Origin of the sequence: Opitutus terrae PB90-1 (genome assembly GCF_000019965.1) — a bacterium.
GTDB lineage: Bacteria > Verrucomicrobiota > Verrucomicrobiia > Opitutales > Opitutaceae > Opitutus > Opitutus terrae.
Map to the genome: position 1 here is coordinate 3249680 of NC_010571.1, position 20962 is coordinate 3270641.

Genomic DNA, 20962 nt, shown 5'->3' on the forward strand with positions numbered 1-20962 from the left:
GGTGTAGCCGGGGCCGGTGACGCCGGTGGAGCGCGCTGGGCTGTCGGGCGAGTGCCGGGCTCGACGAGCCCGGCTACAGAGCCGCGGCGCTACGCTTTCGCCTGCGCCGAGGGCGGCGTCTCGGCAACGGGCGGATACGACACGCGGCCGTGCAGCATGTTGAGCAGCGTGAACTGAAAACTGTTTTTGATCCGCGTGATCTCGACCAGGCTGAGCGGCGCTTCGTCGAGCTGCCCGTCCTCGATGCGTTCGCCGACGATGCGGTCGATCAGCTCGCTGAGCTGGGCGGGAGTGGTCTGCCGGAGCGAACGCGACGCGGCTTCCACGGCATCGGCGAGCGAGATGATCGCGCTCTCCTTGGTGTGCGGCTTGGGGCCGTCGTAGCGGAAGCTGGCTTCGTCGATCGCGGCGGGCGCGGCGCTGGGGAAGGGAATCGCGCTCTGCGGCTTGGCGGCGTCGTTCGCGGTGGGCTTGGCGGGGAAGGGCGCGCGGGACCGGTCCAGCGCACGTTGATAAAAATAACGCACGAGCGTGGTGCCGTGATGCTGCTGGATCACGTCGATCACCGCGTTTGGCAAGTGATGCTTGTGGGCCAGTTCGGCGCCGTCGGCGACGTGCTGCTTGATGATGCGCGCGGAAACAGCGGGGTCCTCGTGCTGGTGCGGATTCACCCCGTCGCGCTGGTTTTCGCTGAAAAACGCCGCGTGTGCCGTCTTGCCGACGTCGTGGAAAAGCGAGCACACGCGCGCAAGCAGCGGATTGGCGCCGATGGCGTTGGCCGCGTATTCGGCGAGCTGCGCGACGATGAGCGAGTGATGATAGGTGCCCGGCGCCTCGAGCTGCATGCGCCGCAGCAGCGGGTGGTTGTAGTCGGTGAGCTCGAGGAGGGTGATGTCCGTGGTCCGCTTGAACAACGACTCCAGCACCGGCAGCAGCCCGACGACGATCACACCGGTCACGAGACCGGTGATCAGTCCGGCGACGATCTGGCGGGAAATGGTTTCCCACGGGGTCTGGTCGGCGATGCCGATCAACGTGGCGAAGGCTGCCACCGTCAGGCCGCCGGCACAGGCGGCGCGAACGACCTTGCCGCGCTGACGCGCGTCGCGGCAGAAGAAGATCGCCACCAGCGACGAGAGGAAGGTGAGCACCAGCAGGTCGAGCCGGTTGCCATAGATCACGCCGGTGAAGATCGAGATCAGCAGCGCCATGAAGATCGCGGAGCCCGCGTCGATCAGGATGGCCAGCAGCAGCGGTGCGATCACCGTCGGCGCCACGTAGGGCAGGGTCGAGGCCCAGGAGCCGTCGCGCACGAAGAAATCGGCGCCACCGAACGAGTAGACCGCCCGCACCACGGCGAGATTGAAGATGACCACGAGCGCGAGCAGCCCGAGCCGGACGTTGCTGAGCAGGGTTTCGGGATCCTCGATGCGGATGTAGATGATCGAGGCGAGCACCATGGCCAGCACCAGCAGCACGCGGCCGAAGAGCGTGAGATTCTCGTCGAGCTGCGTGTCGGTGTGCTCGCGCACGTATTTTCGGTGCGCCATCAGCATCTCGTATTGCTCGGGGGTCACCCGGTCGCCGGGCTCGATGATCGTCTGGCCGCGCACGACGCCGATGGTGATCGGCGGCACCTGGGCGACGGCGGCCTCCTCGCGCTGCTGCGTGGCTTCGCGATCGAAGACCACGTTCGCCACGAGCCCGTTGCGGAACAGCCGGAACAACGCGAGCGAGGCGCTGCGCGAAAGCCCCTCGGCGGCGAGGTTCACGCGGAGAAACGTGAGCGCCTGTTCGAGCGTCTGCACCGGCCGCGGCGTCACCTGCCCGTCAGGACGTGCGATCTGGAAAACCGTGATTCCGCCCGGCACGCTGCCCGCCAGCGTGCCGTCCTGCACGCCTTGCGCGTAGAGGTCGCGGAGCGCGGCAAAACCGTTTTCGAATAGCGCGGCGCGCGTCTTCGCGTCGCCGGCGTTCACGACGGCGGCGACATCGTCGAGATTCGCGGAGTAGGGCCCGCGGGTGTTGAAGGCCTCGACGATCGTGGCGAGTTCCTGCCGCTCCTCGGGCGTCGCCGTCCCGAGATTGAAGCCGCCCGGGCTGGTGGGATGCTTACGTTGGTCGAAGAGCTCCAATTGCGACAACAGGTCGAGCGCCGCCGCTTCGAAGCGCTGCAGCGGCTCGGCATCGAGCCGGTAAACCGGCGGCACGCGATCGCGCACCTGCTCCCGCGCCACCCGCGTGCGCTCAGCGCTTTCGAAGGAGAACGAGCCGCTGGCGGTGACCCGCACCGTGGCGACTTGGTTGGGCATGACCGGCAGCATCGTGGTCGTGATGCCGGCTGAGCTGATGAGCAGAATCGTGGCGACGGTGAACAGGAAGATCAGCGCGGAGACGAAGCGGCTGCGGTCGAGAAATTCGCTGAAGGCGGACTGCGCCTGCGAACTCGGCGGGTGCGTGCGGCGTGCGTTGAGGCCGCCGACGAGGAGCTTGAACTGGTCGCGAACGGACATGGGATCAGCTAGTTGAGAGCTGAGAGTTGAGAGCTGAGAGCCCGAGGACCGGAAGCAGCCGCGTCGTCATGGAGATTGAGGTGCGCATCGCCCGTCAGCCTTTGGCTTCAGGCTCCGCCGCGCCGCTCATCGGGTTGCGGTAGTTGTCGTAAGCTTCGATGATCCGCTGGACGAGCGGATGCCGCACCACGTCCGCGCCGCTGAAGGTATGGAACTCGATCCCGGGAATGTCGCGCAGGATGTGCCGGACCTCGAGTAATCCGGACTGCTTGGATCGCGGCAAGTCGATCTGCGTGACGTCGCCGGTGACCACCATCCTCGATTCCTCGCCGAGCCGCGTGAGGAACATCATCATCTGCTCGGGCGTCGTGTTCTGGGCTTCGTCGAGGACAACGAACGCGTGCGACAGCGTCCGGCCGCGCATGTAGGCGAGGGGGGCGATCTCGATCACGCCTTTTTCCGTCAGCCGGGCGACATCCTCAGGATCGAGCATGTCGTGCAGCGCGTCGTAAAGCGGGCGCAGGTAAGGGAGGATTTTTTCGCGCAGGTCGCCGGGCAGGAAGCCGAGCGCTTCGCCGGCCTCCACCGCCGGGCGCGTGAGGATGATTCGCTGCACTTGGTTCTTGAGCAGCGCCGAAACCGCGGCGGCCATCGCGAGATAGGTCTTGCCGGTGCCGGCTGGGCCGATGCCGATCACGATCGGGTTGGCCAGGATCGTTTTCAGGTAGAACTTCTGCCCGAGCGTCTTCGGGATGATGCTCTTCCGATTCGTCGCGATCACCAACGGCTCGGCGAAGAGCTCGCGAAGCTGGTCGCCCTCGCCGCGGGCGAACGCATCGGTGATCCGATGAAAATCCGGGGTGCGGATTGACATGCCTTGGGTACGCGCATCGCTCAGGAACGTGAACAACGCCTCCGTGCGGCCGAGGGCCTCGGCGGGCGCGTCGATCTTGAGGGCCGTGTCGCGCGACACGAGCTTCGCGCCCAGCGCGCGTTCCGCATACGCGAGGTTTTCGTCCCGGCCCGCGTAAAGCGCGTGCAAGTGGCGAGGCGAGGGGAAATGCAGGGTCTTGGTCGACAAGGCTATTTCTTGCGGCGGGCGGGGCTGGCGCGGCGCTGCGGGGCGGGGCGGCCGCCGGCCCGCAGCTCGCGCGCCACGGCGGCCAGCCGTTCCCACGTGGCGTCGAGCGACTGTGGCAGCGTCCGGGTCTGGCCGATAACCGGCATGAAGTTGGTGTCACCGTTCCACCGCGGAACCACGTGGGCGTGCAGATGCGGGATGCTGCCGCCGGCGGCAGAGCCGAGGTTGAATCCGACGTTAAAACCGTCCGGCGAAAGCGCGGCGGTGAGCAGTCGCTTGGCAAAAATGATCTCGGCCATCAGTCCGGCAGCCTCCGCTGGCGTCAGGGCTTCGAGTTCGTTCACCTCCCGAAACGGCACGGCCAGCAGGTGGCCGGGGTTGTAGGGAAACCGGTTCATCACGAGGTAGGCATGGCGGGCCCGATGCACGATGAGCGCCGCGCGGTCATCGCCGAGCGCCGGCAGCTCAGTAAACGGGCGCTTCATCCGGGCGGGATAGCGCGGCGCCTGGATGTATTCCATACGCCAGTAAGCATGAAGCTGCTGCATGTCGTGAAGGGGTCAGGAAAAACGCTCGCTGGAGCAAAGTCAAAGCCCGGGTGGGCGGGAGGTCCGGCCGGGCGCATCTCACGTTTCTGACATGGGCGGGACGCCCATGCCACGTGGCACGGGCGTCTCGCCCGTGGGTTTGCAGGAAAATGAGGTACGCCCGGCCCGGCCGTGAGCGCCGCGATCGAAAAGATCGAGGTGGAGCCCGCCGTCGCCGGCGGGCTGATCGATGGGCGCTGTCGGCACGCCGCCGCCGCGACCGCGGTTGCCTGAACGAGTGCCAAGCGGCGGAGGAAATCTCGTTCAAATCCCTCCGGGACAGCGAACTGTGCTTTCCGCTTGCGTGATTGTATGACGATCGTCATTCCAACGAGGGCATGCGCTACTCTGCGACCCACAAAGCCGCCACCCGCCGCCGGATCCTGGCGGCGGCGAGCCAGGCTTTTCGCGAGCGCGGTGTCGCGGAAACCGGGGTGGACGAGGTCATGCGACGCGCAGGGCTGACGCATGGCGGTTTCTATGCGCACTTCGCCGACAAGTCCGAACTGGTCGCGGAAGCCTGCGCCGTCGGCTTCGCGGAAGCGGTGCCGAATCTGGCGAGGATCGCTGCGCAACTCACGCCGGCCGCCCGCGCCCGGCTGTTGATCGACAGTTATCTGGCGGTGCGTCACCGCGACAACCGCAGTTCGGGCTGCCTGATCGTGGCGGTCGCGGCGGACATGGCCCGGCTGAAAGGCGCCGCCCGCACGGGCTACTCGCGGTCGTTTACCGGCCACCTCGATCGGCTGGCGGACGCCTTGCGCTTGTTGCCCGACGCGCAGGCGAATCACGAACGCGTGACCCAGCTCATGAGTTCGCTGGTCGGGGCGCTGCTGTTCGCCCGCGCGATCGAGGATCCGGCTCAGAGCGAGCGGCTGCTGCAGGCGATGCGCCGCCGGCTGAAAGCCGAATTCTGCCGGGAATCTTCGCCCGCCACCTCCACCGCAGTTGGGTCGACGGCGTCGCTGGCGCACGATCAGCCGCCAAGAGCACTCTCGACGAGGTCGAAGGCGGCACCGAGGTGCGCCCCGACGGCAGGTGCGGTAGGACAAGAGAAGGAATTTTCACCCTCGCACGGTCTTCTTCGGGTCTTTTAGTTGCCCCTTTTGCATGAACGAAACCTCTGCTCCTCTCCGCCGCCGGGTGGTCGTCACCGGGCTCGGCACCGTCACGCCTTGCGGCAACTCCGCCGCCGATACCTGGGCCGCCCTGATCGCGGGCCGCAGCGGGATCGGACGCATCACGCGTTTCGATCCCACCGGTTGCCCGGCGCAGATCGCCGGCGAGGTGCGGGGCTTTGAGGTCACGCGACCGCTGCCGAAGCCGCTGTATCCCTACGGCGCAGCCAACGAACCGTTGACGCAGGTGCTCACACCGAAGGACGTGAAGAAGTTTGGCCGGTTCACGCATCTCGGCGCGGCGGCCGCGGTCGAAGCGTATGCGGATTCGGGACTCGACGCGTTTCGCAGCGAACTGCCGTCGGACCGGATCGGCGTGAACCTCGGCGTGGGGGTCGGCGGGTTGCCGGAAATGGAGGCGATGCACGACACGCTCAAAACGAGCGGCTATCGCCGGATCTCGCCTTTCTTCATCATTCAAATCGCGCCCAACCTGCTCGCTGGTCAGGTGAGCCTGCTGCTCGGCTGTCGCGGGCCGAACATGAGCATGGCGTCGGCGTGCGCGACCAGCGGTCATGCCCTGGGTGAGGCGGCGGCGGCGATCGCGCGCGGCGATGCCGACGTGATGATCGCAGGCGGGGCGGAGTCCACGGTGACGCCGCTGGGCATCGGCGCGTTCGCGCAGATGCGGGCGCTGTCGACGCGCAACGACGCGCCGGAGCAGGCGTCGCGGCCGTACGACCGCGATCGCGATGGCTTCGTGTTGAGCGAGGGCTCGGTGGTTTTCGTGTTGGAAGAGCTCGAGCAGGCGAAGCGCCGCGGCGCGCGGATCTACGCTGAGCTGCGGGGCTACGGCGCCACGGCGGACGCCTATCATCTGTCCTCGCTCGCGCCCGGCGGTGAAGGTTCGGCCCGCGCGATGCGGGCGGCGATCACGCGCGGGGGGCTCGCGCCCACTGACGTCGACTACGTTTCGGCGCACGCGACGTCCACTCCAGGCGGCGATGGCGAAGAGGCGGCGGCGATCGCGACGGTGTTTGCCGAAGCGAAGGCCCACCTGAACGTCAGCGGCGTGAAATCAATGACCGGCCACCTGCTCGGCGGCGCCGGCGCGATGGGCGCGTTCGCGGCGGTGAAGGCCATCGAGACGGGCATCATTCCCCCGACGATCAATCTCGAGAACATCGATCCGGCTTGCGAGGCGACCGGCCTGAACTTCACCCCGAAAGTGGCGGTGAAGAAGAAAGTGCGCGCCGCGCTGGCGAACGGTTTCGGGTTCGGCGGGACGAACGCGTCGGTGGCGTTCGCGGCGCTGTAGGGAGAACAACGCGAACGGGACGCGACGAGGGCGTCGCGTCTCCAAAAGCTCTGACTGGCGCCACCGCCGGCCGGATCCGACTCGCATTTGCGCGCCGATTTCCTTCGCTCGTGCCGTGCCCGCTTCGTTCCAGCAGTTGCGTGCAACTCTCTCCAGTCCGCTGCTCGCCGCGTTCGCGCTCTCGGCTGGATTCCTTGCGTTCGTCGCATGGGATCAGTCGCATTGGTGGCGGGTGAAGGAGGATTACGCGTTCGGCTGGCTCGTCCCGGCGTTGGTGGTGTTTGTGATCTCTGACCGTTGGTCGCGGATCGTCTCAGCGGTGCAGGGCTGCATGGCTGCCGGCAGCGCCCGGGCTGGGGGCTGGTCGAAATGGCTGCTCCGCGGCGTGGCGGCCGGATCGCTGATCTGCGGCGTGCTGCTGTTCCTGCTGGGCGCGTTCTATCGCGCGGGCGCAGGCACGTCGCAACCGGGCACGCTCGCGATCACGCTCGGCGCCGTCGGCATCGTGCTTCCGCTGATCTTCCTGAACGCGCCGGTGCCCGGAGACCCTGCCCCGGCAAACAGCGACGAGGGTTCAGGCGGTGGCACGGGCGTTTCGCCCGTGGTCAGGCCGCTGATTCAGCCGGAACCCGGGTGGGACGCCCCTGCCATGCGGTGCGGACTCTTCAGCGACGCGCGCGTCCGATTGACGGCGCTGTTTTTGTTTCCCGTGCTGGTGTGGCTGGTTTCTGCTCCGATGGTTTCGGCGATCGAGTCGCAGCTCAGTCTGTTTTTGCTCCGCAAAGTCGTGACGGTGGTCTCGTTCGTGTTCGACCTGCTCGGGCTGCCGATCGAGCAGCAGGGCAACGTGCTCGTGCTGCCAACCGGCAAAGTCGGCGTGGAGGATGCGTGCTCCGGGATTCGTTCGCTGACCGGCTGCCTGTTCGCCGGATCGTTTCTCGCGGCCGTGTTCGTGGAACGGCTGGGCCAGAAAATCCTGCTGGTCGTCGCCGCGCTGGGACTCGCATTTTTGACCAACATGGTGCGCGGGTTGTTTTTGACCGGCTGGGCCTACCACTACGGGCCGGAGGCGATCGGCGGGAAGGTGCACGATATCGCCGGCTACAGTGTGCTTGGACTCACGGTTCTCGGGCTGCTGGGTTTGCTGCCACTGTTCAAGTGGGCGACGGGGGAGTCGGAGAAACAAGCCTGACCACGCCAAGCGGCGGCGGTCGCGCACACTTCCAGTTGTAGCGTGGGGAATTCCGCTTCGCGCCACGAGCGCCTCTGGTCATCGCGGGCGGCCAGGGGACTCGCCGCCCTACCTTGGCCGTCGTTAGGCGCTGCGGGCGAGCGGCGGGAAGTTGACGACCGGACGCGCTTCGGCGCGCGGCGCGAGATCCACCGCGGGACGCGGCTGCGCGAGCGTGCGCGCAACGGGTTCGCCGAACACGGGCTCGCCCACGCTGCTCCAGGTGAACCGCTGCGCGCGCACCTCACGGTCGATCCAGCCCGGCTGACGCGAGGTCTTGGCGTGGTAGAGGAGCCAGTGCTCGTTACCGTCCGGCGTTGTGGCGAATCCGCAGTGGCCGACGCCCCACGCGTGCGCGGTTTTGTGAAACACCGGCCCGCGCTTGCGCCACGAACGCGGATCGAGCACGTCGAAACCCTCGAGACTGAGCAGCCCGAGACAGTAGTCTTCCGTCCACGAACCGCTCGCCGAATAGACGAGAAACGTGCGACCGTGATGCTGCAACACCTGTGGCCCTTCGCACAGCGGCAGCCCGCGCCGCTCCCAAGGCTGGTCGGGCGTGGTGAGAAGGACGCGCGGTCCCTCGAGCGCGAGCGGGCTGCGCATCCGCGCGAGGTAGAGGTTTTGTTGTCCGTTGCGGCGACCCGGCCAGCCCGACCACACGAAATACCGTTCGCCGTGCAGCGGAAACACCGTGCCGTCGATGGCCCAACCGCCCGTTTCGAGTTGGCCGACAAGCAAAAAGGGTCCGCCCAGATCGCTGGCCGAGAGCACCCACATCCGATGATTCGCGTTCCGACCGTCGTCCGCGGCGAAGTAAATGTAGAACCGCCCGTCCAGCTGATGCAGTTCCGGCGCCCAGAGGTTCTTCGCCATCAGACCGCGCGCCGGCGGCGTCCAGACCCATCGCCGCGGGGCACGCGCAAGGTCGACGAAATTGGCCGCCGAGCGCAGAAAGATACCGGCGGGGGTCGACTCGCAGTAGTGGTAGAGCCCGTCGTGGAAAAGCACGTGCGGATCCTGCGCGGGGGCCGGCAAGATGGGATTGAGAAAGGTCTGAGGCGCCAGCGCGGACCGGAACGGCGCGAGTGTCCCGCGCCGCCCACCCGGCAGAGTTCCATCACCGGTATAAGAAAATGCCCGATGCTCCACGTGCGCTATTGCGGCGGGAGAACCGCCGGGGCGCTACACTGCGGTGGGGAAAATCCGGTGAAAATGGCGGAGCGGATTTCGCCCTGTAGGCGGGCTCGTTGAACCCGGCTCCGGACCATCGGCCCCGGCTACGCCTGGCCGATCCGCCGCATCCGGGATGCTCATCCGCACGGCGAACCCGTGGGGCTACAATCGTTTGGCGTCGGAGCGATCCCGCCTAGCCGCGCCGGTGACGGCGCGGATGGAGTGCCTCCCGCTCCTCACGCAGCAGACCACACTGATTGGCGTGGCCCTGTGCGCGCGTGTGTGGGGGCGCGTGGCGCAGACAACTATTTCGAACCCGACTCGAGCAGCGGTGGTGTTGCCGGCTTCGGCGCTGCCGCCGTCGGCAGCACGGCGACGCGCGAAGCGCGGGCCTGACCGAGATAGGTCTTCGCCAGCGCGGCCACTTCCGCGACCGTAATCGACTCGAGATCGCTCAGCCGCGAGCGCGACCAGTCGAGCACCTCGGGTTTTTCCTGCGCGCGGGCGAGCACGCTGCCGAGCCAGTAGCCGTTGTTGCGAACCGATTCGCGCACGGCGGTGAGCAGCGGCAGCTTCGCCCGCGCGAGCTCGTCTTCCGTCGGACCTTGGCGCGCCAGATCGTCCGCCAACTCGATCACCGTCGAGGCGGTTTTGTCAGCCATGGCGGGATCGACGTCGATGCCGGCCGAGAGGTAACCGTAACCCGGAAACGTTTCGCTCGTGAGGCTGCCGGCGTTCGGCGAGTAGGTGCCGCCGAGTTCCTCGCGCAGTTTCACGCGCAGCCGGTCCTCGAGAATGTTGGCGAGCACGCTGAGCCGGCGGGTGCGTTGAATGTTCGATTGATCCGTCGTGGGCCAGTAGACGACCACCAGACCTTTCGGAATTTCGGACTCGATCCGGTACTCTTTCGTGAACGGCTCCGCCGGGAAAGTGACGTGCCGGAGTTCCTCGAGCAGCGGCTTCGGCTCGCGGGCGGGCAGGGCGCCGATCGTCTGCGCGACGGCGGCGATTGTGGCGTCGACGTCGAGATCGCCCACGATCGAGAGCTCGAGTGCGCTCGCGCCGAATTGCGGGGTGAGCCACGCGCGCACTTCCTCCAACGTCCGCGCCAGCAGCACGTCTTTCGGCGGCAAGCCAAACCGCGGATCGCCACTCGCGAGCAGGTTGGCGACTTCGGTGGCCAGCGGGCCGTTCGCAGTGTGTTGAAAACTCAGGTACAGCTGCTCGATGCCCTTGTGCACCTGTCGCATCGCTTCGGCGCGGTAGCCGGCGTCGGTGAGCTTCGCGGCGAGCAGCTGCAGGTCGAGCTGGAGGTCACCGGGAGTCGTGGCGCTGCGAAACACGAAGGCGTCGCTGTCGACGGCGAACTGCACGCCGACGTTTTTCCCCGCGAGAATCCGGCGGAGATCGTCGACACTGTGCCGACCGAGACCGCCGGCGTCGAACGTTGCGCTCGCCATGGAAGCGAGTCCGCGCTGCGAGCGCGGCTCGGTCAGCAGCCCAGTGCCGACGCGGGCGAGCATCCGGATCACGCCCGCTTCGAACGGCGTTTTCTTGAGATTCAGCCGGACGCCGTTGGAAAACGTGACGAGGTCGAGGTCGAGATCGGCGACGTGCTCGCGCGACGTCACCACGCCCGGGGCGCCGAAGTTCGTGTAGGCCCACGCCAACTCGTTTTCGTTCGCCGGCGCCGCGACAGCCACTCCGCGCGAACGCTCATACGCCGCGGCGATGAGCGCTTCGGGCGAGTTTGGCTGAGCGACCGGCGCTGGTGAGCTGGCAGCTACCGCAGCGTGGGCGGCCGCCGAGTCGATCGTCGGTACGGGCGGTGGCGGGCCGATCACGGCGTTGCCCGCGACGATGAGGGCGCGGTGCGGCTCGGCCCAGGCATCGCGCAATCCGGCGAGACATTGTTCAACGGTGATCTGATCGAGGACGGGCCGGAACAGCGCGAGGTCGTCCGCGGGCGCGGTGAGCACCTCGCGCTGGTTAAGCCCCTCGGCGATCTCGTCCGCCAGCGCGGGCGAACGTCGCGTGGGCGCCGTCTTTACGGCTTGCTCGAGATCGTTGCGCAGGTTGGCGGCGGCCTCCTGCAACTCCCCGGGCTGAAATCCGTGCTCGAGCGCGCGACGCAATTCCTGATCGGCGACGGCGAGGGCCGCGCTCCATTGCCCAGCCTTGCAGGTGAGATCGATCGATGCTTCGCGGAACAGGTCGAAACCCTCGTTCACGCTGATGCTGCCGCGGATGAACGGAGCGTTCTCCTGTTTGGCCAGGATCGACAGCCGGCGGTTGACGATCGCGAGCGCAAGATCACGGGGAAGATACTTGAGCCGGTTCGCCGCTGTGTCGGGCTCGTAGCCATGCGGCGTGACGCACGAGATCGAGACGGTGGTGGCCGGCGCCTCCGGTTCGAAATGGTAGAGCGTGCGGAGTGGCGCGGCGGCGTCGATCTGGCCGCGGTCGAGCGCGGGCCGCGCGGGCGCGCGGGGTGCCAAGCCTGATATCGCGGTGACGATCTGCCTCTCCACGACGAGGGGATCGATGTCGCCCACCACGACGACCGACATCAGGTCCGGCCGATACCAGGTGTTGTAGAAATCCAAAAACCGTGCGCGGTCGGCGTACTCGATGACGGCAGGGTCGCCGATCGGAATCCGCTGCGGCAGCAGCGTGCCGTGGAGCAGGAACTCGAATTGCGCGACAAACGTGCGGAAGCCGACGGAGTCGCGCGCGCGCCGCTCGCTGAGGATCACACCGCGTTCGCGATCGATCTCCTTCGTCTCGAGCAGCAAGCCGCCGGCATAGTCGCCGAAGACCCGCAGCCCCTCCGCGATCGTCGCTTCCTTCGTGTCCGGCAGTTCCAGCAGGTAGAGGGTGCGATCGAAGCTGGTGCTTGCGTTGCTGTCGCCACCGAAGCTCATGCCCATCCGCTGGAAAAACTCCACGATCGTGCCCGGCGGATAATGCTGGCTGCCGTTGAAGGCCATGTGCTCGAGAAAATGCGCGAGTCCCCGCTGGTCCTCGGTTTCGTTGAGCGAGCCCGCCTCGATCAGCAGCCGCAGCGAAGCGCGGCCCTTGGGCTCCTGATTTGGATACAGCACGTGGCGGATGCCGTTAGGCAGACGGCCGAACCGCGCGGCGGGATCCGGTTTCAAATCACTCTGCTCATGCGGGAACGGCTGTGCGGCGTCTATGCCGCTGAAGAGGAGGACGAAGCAAATCAGGCGCCTGAGCAGAGTCATGGCGGGAAAGTGGGGCGCAGGCCTGGACGCGCAACTTGAAAGAAAATGATCGAGGAGAGAACTGGCACATTCAGCGCCCCTCGTTGCGCACAGGGGGTGCGGGGGGTGTGAGAATCAACCCACCCAAGTGCTAATCATCTATTGGACGCGTTTGGTCTTCCGAGTTGCGGTCGGAGGCGACCTGATGAGGCGGTGATTACGGCGTCGTGGCCGAGATGGTGGACAACCGTTTCGCGTACGCGCCAGGGAGCTCCTGCCCGAATGTGTCGATTGCGAGTTCAGGGAGAAAAAGTCGGATGATCCGCTTTTCCGCATCGGTTCCCCGCACGTAGAGACGATCGTGCACTTCATGGGCAAACTCCTTAGACATGTATTTCCGCTTATCCCATAGCCACAAGGTCTCTAGCAGGACGGGATGGGGTCCGATGTCGTTGAAGTACCCTGCCCACGTCTCGTATTCAGAATATTCGATGATCCCCTCGGGTACGTCGTCGTGTGCGCTGTGGAGCAAATTCAGGATGAGGGTGCAGTGCAGCAGCATCCTGCGGAGCTGTGCGATGTCCGATCGTTCTGGTTGCGTCGGCCCGGTGTAGGACGAATGGCCAAACGTCCGCTCATAGAGTTCCGCCGCATCATGCACACCGCAGATCATCGGATCATCCGTCACCATCCCAAGCATCCGTGAGATATAGGCGCGAGCCTCCTCGTCTGTGGCACAATGAGGATTTGGCATGGCGTAGATCGCTTGTAGTTTTGTATCTGAACCGATCGCCTCGGCCTGCGTGATTGCGTTGTCCCCTTCATAAAGCTGCGCCCTGGCAGCGGTACGGTTGCTGGCGGCACTGTGCATCAGCGCCGCGGCGGCTGTCTGGTTGCTGTTCGCGGTCAGCCGCATGGAAACCGCAGCGTTGCGGTTGCTCTCTGCGCTAAGTTGAAGCGATGCCAACCCCGTCCGGGCCGCATGAACCGCAAAGACGACACCCACGATCAAAACAGTACATTCGGCGAACTTGAAGGTGAGTTCAGCGTTTTCCCGCCGTTCCTTGCGCGAAACCGTGGTCTGGCACGAGAGGAGCCACCACAGTGCCAGCGAGTAAATGATTCCTGCGAGTGGTACCACCACGTACTGGACTATCGGCGCCCAGGGCAATTGCCTGCCGACGAGCAGAAACAGCAGGTCGGCACTGCTCGCGCCGACTACCGTTAGTGCTACGGCCCAGCCTCGCATCCGGTATGGTGGAGTGCTGCAGCTGGTAAGAATGACAGGCGATTGGTCAGGTGCAGTATCGACAACGTACGCACCTACCGTGCAGAGGAACGCGAGCACAGCCGCGGCATACGGGGCCAAAAGAGGCCAAAAATCCGGGATATCGTTCATGGGTCAAAGAAAGCTGGAGCTGGAACGATTCGGGCATGGCGCGCCCGAGGATCTCCGCTGCATAACCTATATGATCCCGAAAGCGATCGTGAATGTCGCCGATGACCCCCACGACTAGAGGTGAATGATAGCATCTCGCATGCGTCACCGCGAGACAAGGTGGACGGGACGCGTCCCGGCCAGTTGATTGCCAAACGGCGCCCCATAGAACCATCGGGGCGCAGTCACGCCGCGGCGGCCATCCTGGATTGCTGACTGCGAGGAACGGTGGTTGGAGCGATGCCGGCATGTCTGGAATGTCGAACAAACCACCCGGTCGACCGGAGGGCTCGGGCACACCTGCCCGACATCACCGGTCTCGGAACAGATGGCTTTAAGGGCGCGTGCGCCATTTCGTGCTTCAGGGACGTGAGCGAACCGACCGATTTGCTTTGCGCCGCCCCGGTCTTTGCGGGCGTATATCGCGAACGATGTTTTGGTTCTACCGAATCGTTTTTCTTCCGGCGCTGCTCGTGCTCGCTCCGCGCTACCTCTGGCGGATGCGACGGCGGGGCGGCTACAGGCAGAAGTTTCAGCACCGGTTCGGCCGCGGGCACGACCTGCCGCCCAAACGACCCGGTGTGCGGCGGATCTGGTTGCAGGCGGTCAGCGTCGGCGAGGTGCTGGCGATCGCGCCGTTGCTGGAAGCGCTGATCAAGAGCGGCGAGGCCGAGGTGTATCTCACCACGACCACCAGCACCGGCCATCGGCTGGCGGACGAACGTTACTTCGGCTTCGTGATTGGGCTCGGCTATTTTCCGATCGACTGGTGGCTGTTCTCGCGCCGCGCGTGGCGCGACATCGATCCCGACATGGTGATCTTGATGGAAGGCGAGCGCTGGCCGGAGCACATTCACCAAGCCAATCTGCGACAGGTGCCGGTGATCAGCATCAACGCGCGGACATCCGACCGCAGCTTCCGGCGGCTGCGCAACTTTGGCTTCGCGAACCGGCTGCTGTTCGGCGGGATCGACCGGCTGCTGCCGTGTTCCGCGCAGGACGAGGCGCGGTTTCGCCAACTCGGCGTGCCGGCGGAAAAAATTTTCACGACGGGCAACATCAAGCTGGACCTGCGGATTCCGCGGCTGACGCAGGCGGAACGCACCACGCTGCGCACGGAGCTAGGCGGATGCGAAGGCTTCGTGCTGCTGGGTTCGTCGACCTGGCCCGGCGAGGAGGCGGCGTTGCTGGAGGCGTGGCAGGCGGCGCGCAACCGCGGCGTCGAGTGCACGCTGCTGCTGGTGCCGCGGCATGCGGAGCGGCGTGGCGAGCTCGAGCGGCTGCTGCGCGAGGCGCAGGTGGGGCATCATTTCCGCTCGCGCGGGCCGGCGCCCTGCCGCGTGGCGGTGACGGTCGCCGACACCACGGGCGAGTTGCGCACGCTCACGCAGCTCGCGGATCTCGTGTTCATTGGCAAGAGCCTGCCGCCGAACGAAGGCGGTCAGACGCCGGTGGAGGCAGCGGCGTTGGAAAAGCCGATCCTGTTTGGGCCGGAGATGAGCAATTTTCGGACGATCGCGCGGGAACTGGTGGCCGCAGGCGCGGCGCGGCAGGTGACGGACCAACAGGCGCTGACGGAGGTGGTGTGCGAGTTGCTGGCTGATCCCGCGCGACGCGAGCGGATGGCGGGCGCCGCGGGCGAGTGGCAGCGCAACAACGCCGGTGCGGTGGAGCGCACGCTCGCCGTCATTCGCGAGGAACTCGCGAGACTGAAGTAGGCGGGCGGCACAGGGCTGGAACCGACCACGGATCACCCGGATTGCCACGGATCCGCCCTGTCTTGGTGGGGACGCGACGCCCTCGTCGCGTTCGATCGAATCGGGGGAACTGGATCGCTGCAAAACGCGCGGAAGGCGCGGCCGCCAACGCGGGAAGGGACCAAGACCCATCCACCGCGGATTCCGCGGATGACCACGGATCCAATATGCACGCGATCCATTCACCCGATTCGCCGAGTACCTTGGCGCGGTGCTCGCGGCGCGATCGGAGCGCGGGGGCGCTCCCAGGACGAAACCGCCTCGCGCAGTGAAGAGGGAGAGCGTTGCGGCACCGCGGCTCTTGCGGCGATTCTCTCCCGCTCATCCAGCCGCTGTGGAGCGCCGGCGGCCGTTAGGTGTTTGGGCGAGATTTCGCCGGGCGAACTTCCACGATCATGTGGTAGTCCAGTCCCGGGCACGCGCGGGCGATGGTCACTGCTTCTTCCAGCGTGGAAGGATTCAGCAGCACATAGCCACCTACGACCTCTTTGCCTTCCGCGAAGGGGCCGTCGGTGATCGTCGTCTGGCTGATGGGTCCGCGCAGGACCTTGCCGGTGAATTCAAGGCCATGCGTTTCTGCCACGCGTCCTTGATCATAGAGTCCGCGCATCCACTGGTCGAAGCGGGCCATGATCGTCTTCATTTCCTCGGAGGTGGGCGGAGTCGCGCCACTCGAATACCTCAGCAGAATCAGGTGGCGGCGTTGGTCGGGGGATGATTCCAGTTTCATAGGGGTTCGATCTATAACGAATGAGAACTCGCGCGGCGGACATTTTTCGCGCTCGGATTGTAAGCTTGGGCGTGAGCGGGCAGGTGGTTGCTTTTCTGTCTCGGGCGGCCAGGAGGCCGTTGACCTCGAGCCATCGCGTGCAGGTCGTTCGCCCCGGCCCCGTAGAGCCGCACGTTGCCGGTTCGGCTGGTTTCGGCGATGGCCACCTGCGTGTCTACCAGATGGACATCGAGCCCGACATCCTTATTCGTCTTCACGTGCTGGTCCTCGCTTTTGGTTGGCTGGTTGAACGCCAGTTCCCTGTGGATAGGCTCCACTCCGGTGGAGTAACCCACGTCGACGAGGGCGATCATCTCTCCTTTCCGCTACGCGGCACGCAGCTATAGTGTCTGGGCATAACGGTGAAAAGAATACTGTGGGCAATCTTGGTCGCCGTTAGCATGCTTGATGGCGCCGGTGCTGAGTACGTCAGCCCGCTTGCGACCTTGAGGTTGCCAGACGGTTGGAAGCAGGTGGAGAGCGGAGTTGAAGATACCCTGATCTTTACTTCGGAGTCGGGACGGGAACAGATCGTGGTGGTGGTCGAAAAGCTACCGCGGCAGCGCAGAGGCAACGGCTGACCGGCGGAGGTTTGTCGCGGTTTACGATGCCACCGGAAAAACCGAAACGGAGTTCCAATGTTGGGCGACAGGCTTGATGGAGGCGATCAGGTGAGACGGCCGATGCAGCCGCCCCAACCCAACACGGGCAGCTGTCCGTCTTCAGACGATTCACCTGCCTCCAGGCCTCCGCCCTGGCTCGGCCCGCGTGGCTGATCTCCGGTCGTTAACCAAAATCAACATGCGAATCCTCAGTATCGTTCTGGCTATCGCGATGTGCTGCGATGCCGTTGCACAGAAGGACGCCGAGCTCGCTCGCTTCGAGAAGCTCGCAAGCGAAGGCGATGCCCGAGCGATGACCGAGCTCGGACTACGTTACCATGAAGGTCGGGGAGTCAGACAAGACTACGCGGTCGCTTACGACTGGTATATGAAAGCGATCGAGAAGGGCGATGGCGATGCGTTCAACAATCTCGGAGTGTTGCATCGCGACGGTCTAGGTGTTCCGAAGAATCAGAAAATCGCCTACCTCATTTTTCTCGCGATCCACATGGAAGGGATGGGAGATGACGAGACGCAAATTCGCGCCGGCAGAAACCTTCAACGGCTCGTGGACCAGCTGCCTAAGGCAGACGTCTACGAAGCGCTGTCTTACACCTGGCCATATGTGGTGCAGATACTGAAAAGTCGCGGCGAAGACCTTAAGGCCGGACCTGATGTCTTGCCGTCGAAGGACCGCCCGCGCATCCGGGACAACGGTTGGTGGCTCGACAGCGAACGTGCGAAGATGACGTTCGAATCGCCATCCCCCTGGAACGAGAAGAAAAGCTGACCGGATGCTAACCGCGGGCTAAGTCACGCCACGCCCCGACAACGAGCCCTCTTACGCCGCGGCGGCGAGGGAGTCGGCGGTGGCCGCGTCGCTGCTTTCAGCGCGGGGGAAGAGCCGGATGAAATCGGCGAAGGTGACGAGCTCGTAGCGGCCGTCCCAGTGCTCGACGATCGCGGTGAGCGACTCGACCCAGTCGCCGGAATTGAGATAGTGAACGTCGCCGACGCGCTTGTCGGCGGCGGAGTGGATGTGGCCGCACATGACGCCGATGCAGCCGCGCTCGCGGGCGAGTTGCGCGAGGTGCGTCTCGAATTTCGACACATGGCTCACCGCGGACTTCACGCGGGCCTTGATCGCCTTGCTGAGCGACCAGGTGTCGAGTCCGCGCCAGGCCCGCCAAGCGTTGTAGATCCGATTCAGTCGCAGCAGCGCGCGATAGCCCCAGTCGCCGAGGTGCGCGAGAAAAACGAAATCGCGCGTCACCACGTCGAATACGTCGCCGTGCAGCACGAGATACGGACCGCGCAGCCCGTGGTGAACGTGGTCCTCGACGATCTGCAGGTTCTCGAACTGCAGCGGCAGAAACGAGGTGAGGACGTCGTCGTGGTTGCCGCGGAGATAGACAATCTCCGTGTCCCGTTTCTCGAGCTTCTTGAGCACGATCCGAACGAAGCGGGTGTGCGCCTTGGTCCATCGGCCCGAGCGCGTAAGTTGCCAGCCGTCGATGATGTCGCCGTTGAGGATCAGCTTCGCGCAGCGGACGTGCCGGAGAAAATGATTCACCTCGTCGATCTTGCAGTCGGGCGTGCCGAGGTGGACGTCGGAGAGGATGACGGTGCGGACATCGAGGCGTGGTTTCATGGGCGGAGAGAAACGGTGATTACGCGGCGGCACGTGCGAGACGCGGCACCGGCGATGGTTCAGGCGCATCTGGTGAGAGCGGCTGCAGCGTGCTCACGGCGGGAAAGTGTCCCAGCACGTGGCGCGCGATGTCGTCGGCGGCGTCGGGCCGCGCGAGTGGCCACAGCGCGGCGCGCCATTGCGCCCAGACGCGACCGCGATCGGCGAAGGCGGCGCGTAGCGAGCCAAGGACCGCGGCGGGCGAGGTGGCGAGCGCGCCCACGCCGTAGCGGCGCAACAGCTCGTAGTTGCCCTCCTCCTGGCCAGGCACGATCTGGCTGACGATCATCGGGCAGAGCGCGGCGATCGCTTCCTGCGTGGTGGCGCCGCCGGCTTTGCTGATCACGGCATGATGCGTCATCAACAGCCGCGGAATCTGATCGGTCCAGCCGAGCACGCGGGTTGGAAAGGGTCGGCGAGCTGCGAGTCGCGTCAACCGCGCGCGCAGCGCACGATCGCGACCGACGGCGCAGGTGAGATCCCAGTCAGTTTCCTTCATCAACGCGTGGTCGGTGGCTTCCGCGTGGCGGGTGCCGGAATGCACGAGGTGCAGCACGCGTGGCCGTGCGAAGTGGGCGAGATCCGGCGGAGCGAGTTGGCGGCCGGCATCGCGAAACGCCGCGTCGACAGGAAAACCGCTGACGTGCACCAACGTGGGTGGAAGCCCCGCGCGGAGCAGCACGTCGGCGGAATCGGCGTTGGGCAGAAACCAGCCGTCGCACGCGGCGCGCCACCACAGCGAGTGGATGCTGATCGAATCGGTGACGACGTTATAGACCGGCGGCAGCCGGACGCCGCGCGCGCGGATCGCCTGCAGGAAAAACGCATACAGTGGATAAGTGCAGCAGATCGCGGCCGGCGGATCGCGTCGCAGTCGCTCCGCCAGCACGCCGATTTCCCGGTGGAAGAGCCAGAGCCGGCGCTGGATGAACTCGGAGTCGTCAATCCAGGCGTAGAACCGGCTCCAGACGCGCGGCGCGCCGTTGATCAAGCTGAGATAGAGCTGTCGCGAAGCGGCGTTGAGTCGCGGGGAGGCGGCGGCGAAGGCGTCGAACACCGCGACGCGGGCCGGTGGGTCGCAGCGCTCGAACGCGGCGGCGAGCGCGCGAGCGGCGGCGTTGTGGCCTTCGCCGAAGCCGGCGGTGAGAATCAGGATGCGAGGAGTCATGGCGAGGATTCTGCGGTGGGCGAAGCTCGGACCGAAAAAGCGAGGGGCGTGCGGGCGGCGGCCGGCTGGGCTTCGGCGATCACCTCCAGCAGGTCGGCCTCGAAGCGCGCGATGACGCGCGGCCATGATTGCTCCGCCAGCGCGGCGCGCGCGGCCGTGCGCAGTCGCTCACGCAGGCCGGCGCTGCTCGCGAGCGCCACGGCGGCATCGACCAAAGCATCGGGCGCAGCGCATGGGACGTTGAGTCCATTGACGCCGGAACGGATGAACAGCCGCGCGGAGGCGTAGTCGAACGCCGCGACCGCGAGTCCGCTGGCCATCGCCTCGGTGAGCACATTGCCGAACGTCTCGGTCAGGCTCGCGTGAACGTAGATGTCGGCCGAGGCGTAGTACTGCGCGAGTTCGTCGCGCGAGACGAATCCGGTGAAACGAAACTCCGGGTGCGCGCGCTCAAGCGATGCACGCAACGGGCCGTCGCCGACCAGCACGAACCGGCAGTGCGGCTGCGCGGAGCGCATCGCGGCGAAGGTGGCGAGGAGCAGGGGATAGTTCTTCTCGGCGGCCATCCGGCCCACATGCAGCACCACGGGATCGTCGGGGCCGGCGCCCCAGCGGGCGCGCAGCGGGGCGGAGCGCCGTGCGGGCGTGAACTGCGCGGTGTCCACGCCGCGCGAAAACAGCCGAAGATTCGCGAACCCGAGCTGCGCGAGTTCCTCGCGCAGCTCCAGCGTCGGCACGAACGTGCAACGCGTGCGGTTGTGCACGCGCCGCAGCCAGCCCAGCGCGATGCGCTCGAGCGGCGCACAGCGGTAGTGGCGCATGTAGCGGTGAAAGTTGGTGTGGAAGCTCGACGTCACCGGGATCCGCAGCGCCCGCGCGGCGCGAATGGCCGAGGCGCCGAGCGGTCCTTCGGTGACGACGTGGACGAGATCCGGGCGCTCGGTCCGCCAGTAGCGTCGGAGCGCGAGCGGCGCGGGCAGGCCGACCCGGAGCAACGGGTAGCCGGGGATCGGCACGCCCGGCAGCGGCACTTCGCGGTAGGGCTCGCCGATTAGAAACCGGTCGCGGCGAGCGGGGCGAAAAACCGTGACGGCGTGATTTCGCCGGCTGAGTTCGCGGGCGACGTGGCCGAAGGTCAGCGCGACCCCGTTGATCTCGGGGGGGAAGGTTTCAGTGACGATGCTCAGCTTCATGGCCGACGGTGGCCGGAGCGGTTCCGGCGCGGCCCGAAGATGGCGTGGATGTGAGGCAGTTAGGGGGCGAATCCGTTACGTTTTTGTGAAGCTCAAG

At 66.0% G+C, this 20962-nt stretch carries 16 protein-coding genes; 5 read left to right on the forward strand and 11 right to left on the reverse strand.

All coding sequences use genetic code 11. The annotated features are described in order from the left end of the window. Positions 1-89: 89 nt before the first annotated feature. The 3 genes from OTER_RS12780 to OTER_RS12790 form a co-directional block, all read right to left on the reverse strand. Positions 90-2513 carry an HD family phosphohydrolase gene (locus OTER_RS12780; RefSeq protein ID WP_012375340.1) on the reverse strand — a complete coding sequence of 808 codons (2424 nt, stop codon included), beginning with the start codon at positions 2511-2513 and terminating at the stop codon, positions 90-92. A 94-nt stretch (positions 2514-2607) separates the two neighbouring features. Beyond that, the gene (locus OTER_RS12785) at positions 2608-3594 is read right to left on the reverse strand and encodes a PhoH family protein (protein ID WP_012375341.1); all 987 of its coding nucleotides are present in this window, start codon (positions 3592-3594) and stop codon (positions 2608-2610) included. A gap of 2 nt (positions 3595-3596) precedes the next feature. Next, positions 3597-4142, reverse strand: coding sequence for an HIT family protein (locus tag OTER_RS12790; RefSeq protein WP_012375342.1), 546 nt, complete (start codon positions 4140-4142; stop codon positions 3597-3599). A gap of 377 nt (positions 4143-4519) precedes the next feature. Here OTER_RS12790 and OTER_RS12795 point away from each other — a divergent pair, with 377 nt between their 5' ends. The 3 genes from OTER_RS12795 to OTER_RS12805 all read left to right on the forward strand — a co-directional run bounded on the left by OTER_RS12795 (position 4520) and on the right by OTER_RS12805 (position 7809). Further along, a complete protein-coding gene (locus OTER_RS12795; RefSeq protein ID WP_012375343.1) occupies positions 4520-5278 on the forward strand; it encodes a TetR/AcrR family transcriptional regulator in 759 nt (252 codons plus the stop codon). 13 nt (positions 5279-5291) lie between these two features. After that, the gene (gene fabF / locus OTER_RS12800; protein WP_012375344.1) at positions 5292-6617 is read left to right on the forward strand and encodes a beta-ketoacyl-ACP synthase II; all 1326 of its coding nucleotides are present in this window, start codon (positions 5292-5294) and stop codon (positions 6615-6617) included. Positions 6618-6732: 115 nt separating this feature from the next. Beyond that, the gene (locus OTER_RS12805) at positions 6733-7809 is read left to right on the forward strand and encodes an exosortase/archaeosortase family protein (protein ID WP_012375345.1); all 1077 of its coding nucleotides are present in this window, start codon (positions 6733-6735) and stop codon (positions 7807-7809) included. A gap of 123 nt (positions 7810-7932) precedes the next feature. On the opposite strand, the gene OTER_RS12810 is transcribed toward OTER_RS12805, so the two are convergent. From OTER_RS12810 to OTER_RS12820, 3 genes are all read right to left on the reverse strand, one after another. Next, positions 7933-9000: a glycoside hydrolase family 43 protein gene (locus OTER_RS12810; RefSeq protein WP_012375346.1), complete on the reverse strand. Its 1068-nt coding sequence runs from the start codon at positions 8998-9000 to the stop codon at positions 7933-7935. Positions 9001-9329: 329 nt separating this feature from the next. Further along, positions 9330-12269 carry a M16 family metallopeptidase gene (locus OTER_RS12815; RefSeq protein WP_012375347.1) on the reverse strand — a complete coding sequence of 980 codons (2940 nt, stop codon included), beginning with the start codon at positions 12267-12269 and terminating at the stop codon, positions 9330-9332. A gap of 196 nt (positions 12270-12465) precedes the next feature. Next, positions 12466-13647, reverse strand: coding sequence for a hypothetical protein (locus OTER_RS12820; RefSeq protein WP_044891755.1), 1182 nt, complete (start codon positions 13645-13647; stop codon positions 12466-12468). 470 nt (positions 13648-14117) lie between these two features. Between OTER_RS12820 and OTER_RS12825 the strand changes: the two genes are divergently transcribed. Continuing rightward, positions 14118-15404 carry a 3-deoxy-D-manno-octulosonic acid transferase gene (locus OTER_RS12825; RefSeq protein ID WP_012375350.1) on the forward strand — a complete coding sequence of 429 codons (1287 nt, stop codon included), beginning with the start codon at positions 14118-14120 and terminating at the stop codon, positions 15402-15404. A 391-nt stretch (positions 15405-15795) separates the two neighbouring features. On the opposite strand, the gene OTER_RS12830 is transcribed toward OTER_RS12825, so the two are convergent. Further along, on the reverse strand, positions 15796-16173 hold the full coding sequence (locus tag OTER_RS12830) for a YciI family protein (RefSeq protein WP_012375351.1): 378 nt from the start codon (positions 16171-16173) through the stop codon (positions 15796-15798). An 11-nt stretch (positions 16174-16184) separates the two neighbouring features. After that, on the reverse strand, positions 16185-16526 hold the full coding sequence (locus OTER_RS25840) for a hypothetical protein (RefSeq protein WP_012375352.1): 342 nt from the start codon (positions 16524-16526) through the stop codon (positions 16185-16187). A 487-nt stretch (positions 16527-17013) separates the two neighbouring features. On the opposite strand from OTER_RS25840, the gene OTER_RS24175 reads away from it, so the two are divergent. Next, the gene (locus OTER_RS24175) at positions 17014-17604 is read left to right on the forward strand and encodes a tetratricopeptide repeat protein (protein ID WP_012375354.1); all 591 of its coding nucleotides are present in this window, start codon (positions 17014-17016) and stop codon (positions 17602-17604) included. 51 nt (positions 17605-17655) lie between these two features. Here the strand turns inward: OTER_RS24175 and OTER_RS12850 are convergent, their stop codons facing one another. Genes OTER_RS12850 through OTER_RS12860 form a run of 3 tightly spaced genes read right to left on the reverse strand, consistent with a single transcriptional unit; the run spans position 17656 to position 20865 of the window. After that, entirely contained in the window at positions 17656-18465 is an 810-nt protein-coding gene (locus OTER_RS12850; RefSeq protein WP_012375355.1) for a UDP-2,3-diacylglucosamine diphosphatase, read from the reverse strand. 19 nt (positions 18466-18484) lie between these two features. Continuing rightward, on the reverse strand, positions 18485-19672 hold the full coding sequence (locus OTER_RS12855) for an MGDG synthase family glycosyltransferase (protein WP_012375356.1): 1188 nt from the start codon (positions 19670-19672) through the stop codon (positions 18485-18487). Next, complete coding sequence (locus OTER_RS12860; RefSeq protein ID WP_012375357.1) at positions 19669-20865, reverse strand: glycosyltransferase family 4 protein; 1197 nt, start codon at positions 20863-20865, stop codon at positions 19669-19671. Before OTER_RS12860 ends, OTER_RS12855 begins: the two co-directional genes overlap by 4 nt. Positions 20866-20962: the final 97 nt, after the last annotated feature.

Excerpts from the sequence above, each read along its gene's own strand:
- OTER_RS12780 (WP_012375340.1), bottom strand. The coding sequence starts at position 2,513 with ATGTCCGTTCGCGACCAGTTCAAGCTCCTCGTCGGCGGCCTCAACGCA.
- OTER_RS12790 (WP_012375342.1), bottom strand. The coding sequence starts at position 4,142 with ATGCAGCAGCTTCATGCTTACTGGCGTATGGAATACATCCAGGCGCCG.
- OTER_RS12795 (WP_012375343.1), top strand. The coding sequence starts at position 4,520 with ATGCGCTACTCTGCGACCCACAAAGCCGCCACCCGCCGCCGGATCCTG.
- fabF (WP_012375344.1), top strand. The coding sequence starts at position 5,292 with ATGAACGAAACCTCTGCTCCTCTCCGCCGCCGGGTGGTCGTCACCGGG.
- OTER_RS12815 (WP_012375347.1), bottom strand. The coding sequence starts at position 12,269 with ATGACTCTGCTCAGGCGCCTGATTTGCTTCGTCCTCCTCTTCAGCGGC.
- OTER_RS12820 (WP_044891755.1), bottom strand. The coding sequence starts at position 13,647 with ATGAACGATATCCCGGATTTTTGGCCTCTTTTGGCCCCGTATGCCGCG.
- OTER_RS12825 (WP_012375350.1), top strand. The coding sequence starts at position 14,118 with ATGTTTTGGTTCTACCGAATCGTTTTTCTTCCGGCGCTGCTCGTGCTC.
- OTER_RS12830 (WP_012375351.1), bottom strand. The coding sequence starts at position 16,173 with ATGAAACTGGAATCATCCCCCGACCAACGCCGCCACCTGATTCTGCTG.
- OTER_RS25840 (WP_012375352.1), bottom strand. The coding sequence starts at position 16,526 with ATGATCGCCCTCGTCGACGTGGGTTACTCCACCGGAGTGGAGCCTATC.
- OTER_RS24175 (WP_012375354.1), top strand. The coding sequence starts at position 17,014 with ATGCGAATCCTCAGTATCGTTCTGGCTATCGCGATGTGCTGCGATGCC.
- OTER_RS12850 (WP_012375355.1), bottom strand. The coding sequence starts at position 18,465 with ATGAAACCACGCCTCGATGTCCGCACCGTCATCCTCTCCGACGTCCAC.
- OTER_RS12855 (WP_012375356.1), bottom strand. The coding sequence starts at position 19,672 with ATGACTCCTCGCATCCTGATTCTCACCGCCGGCTTCGGCGAAGGCCAC.
- OTER_RS12860 (WP_012375357.1), bottom strand. The coding sequence starts at position 20,865 with ATGAAGCTGAGCATCGTCACTGAAACCTTCCCCCCCGAGATCAACGGG.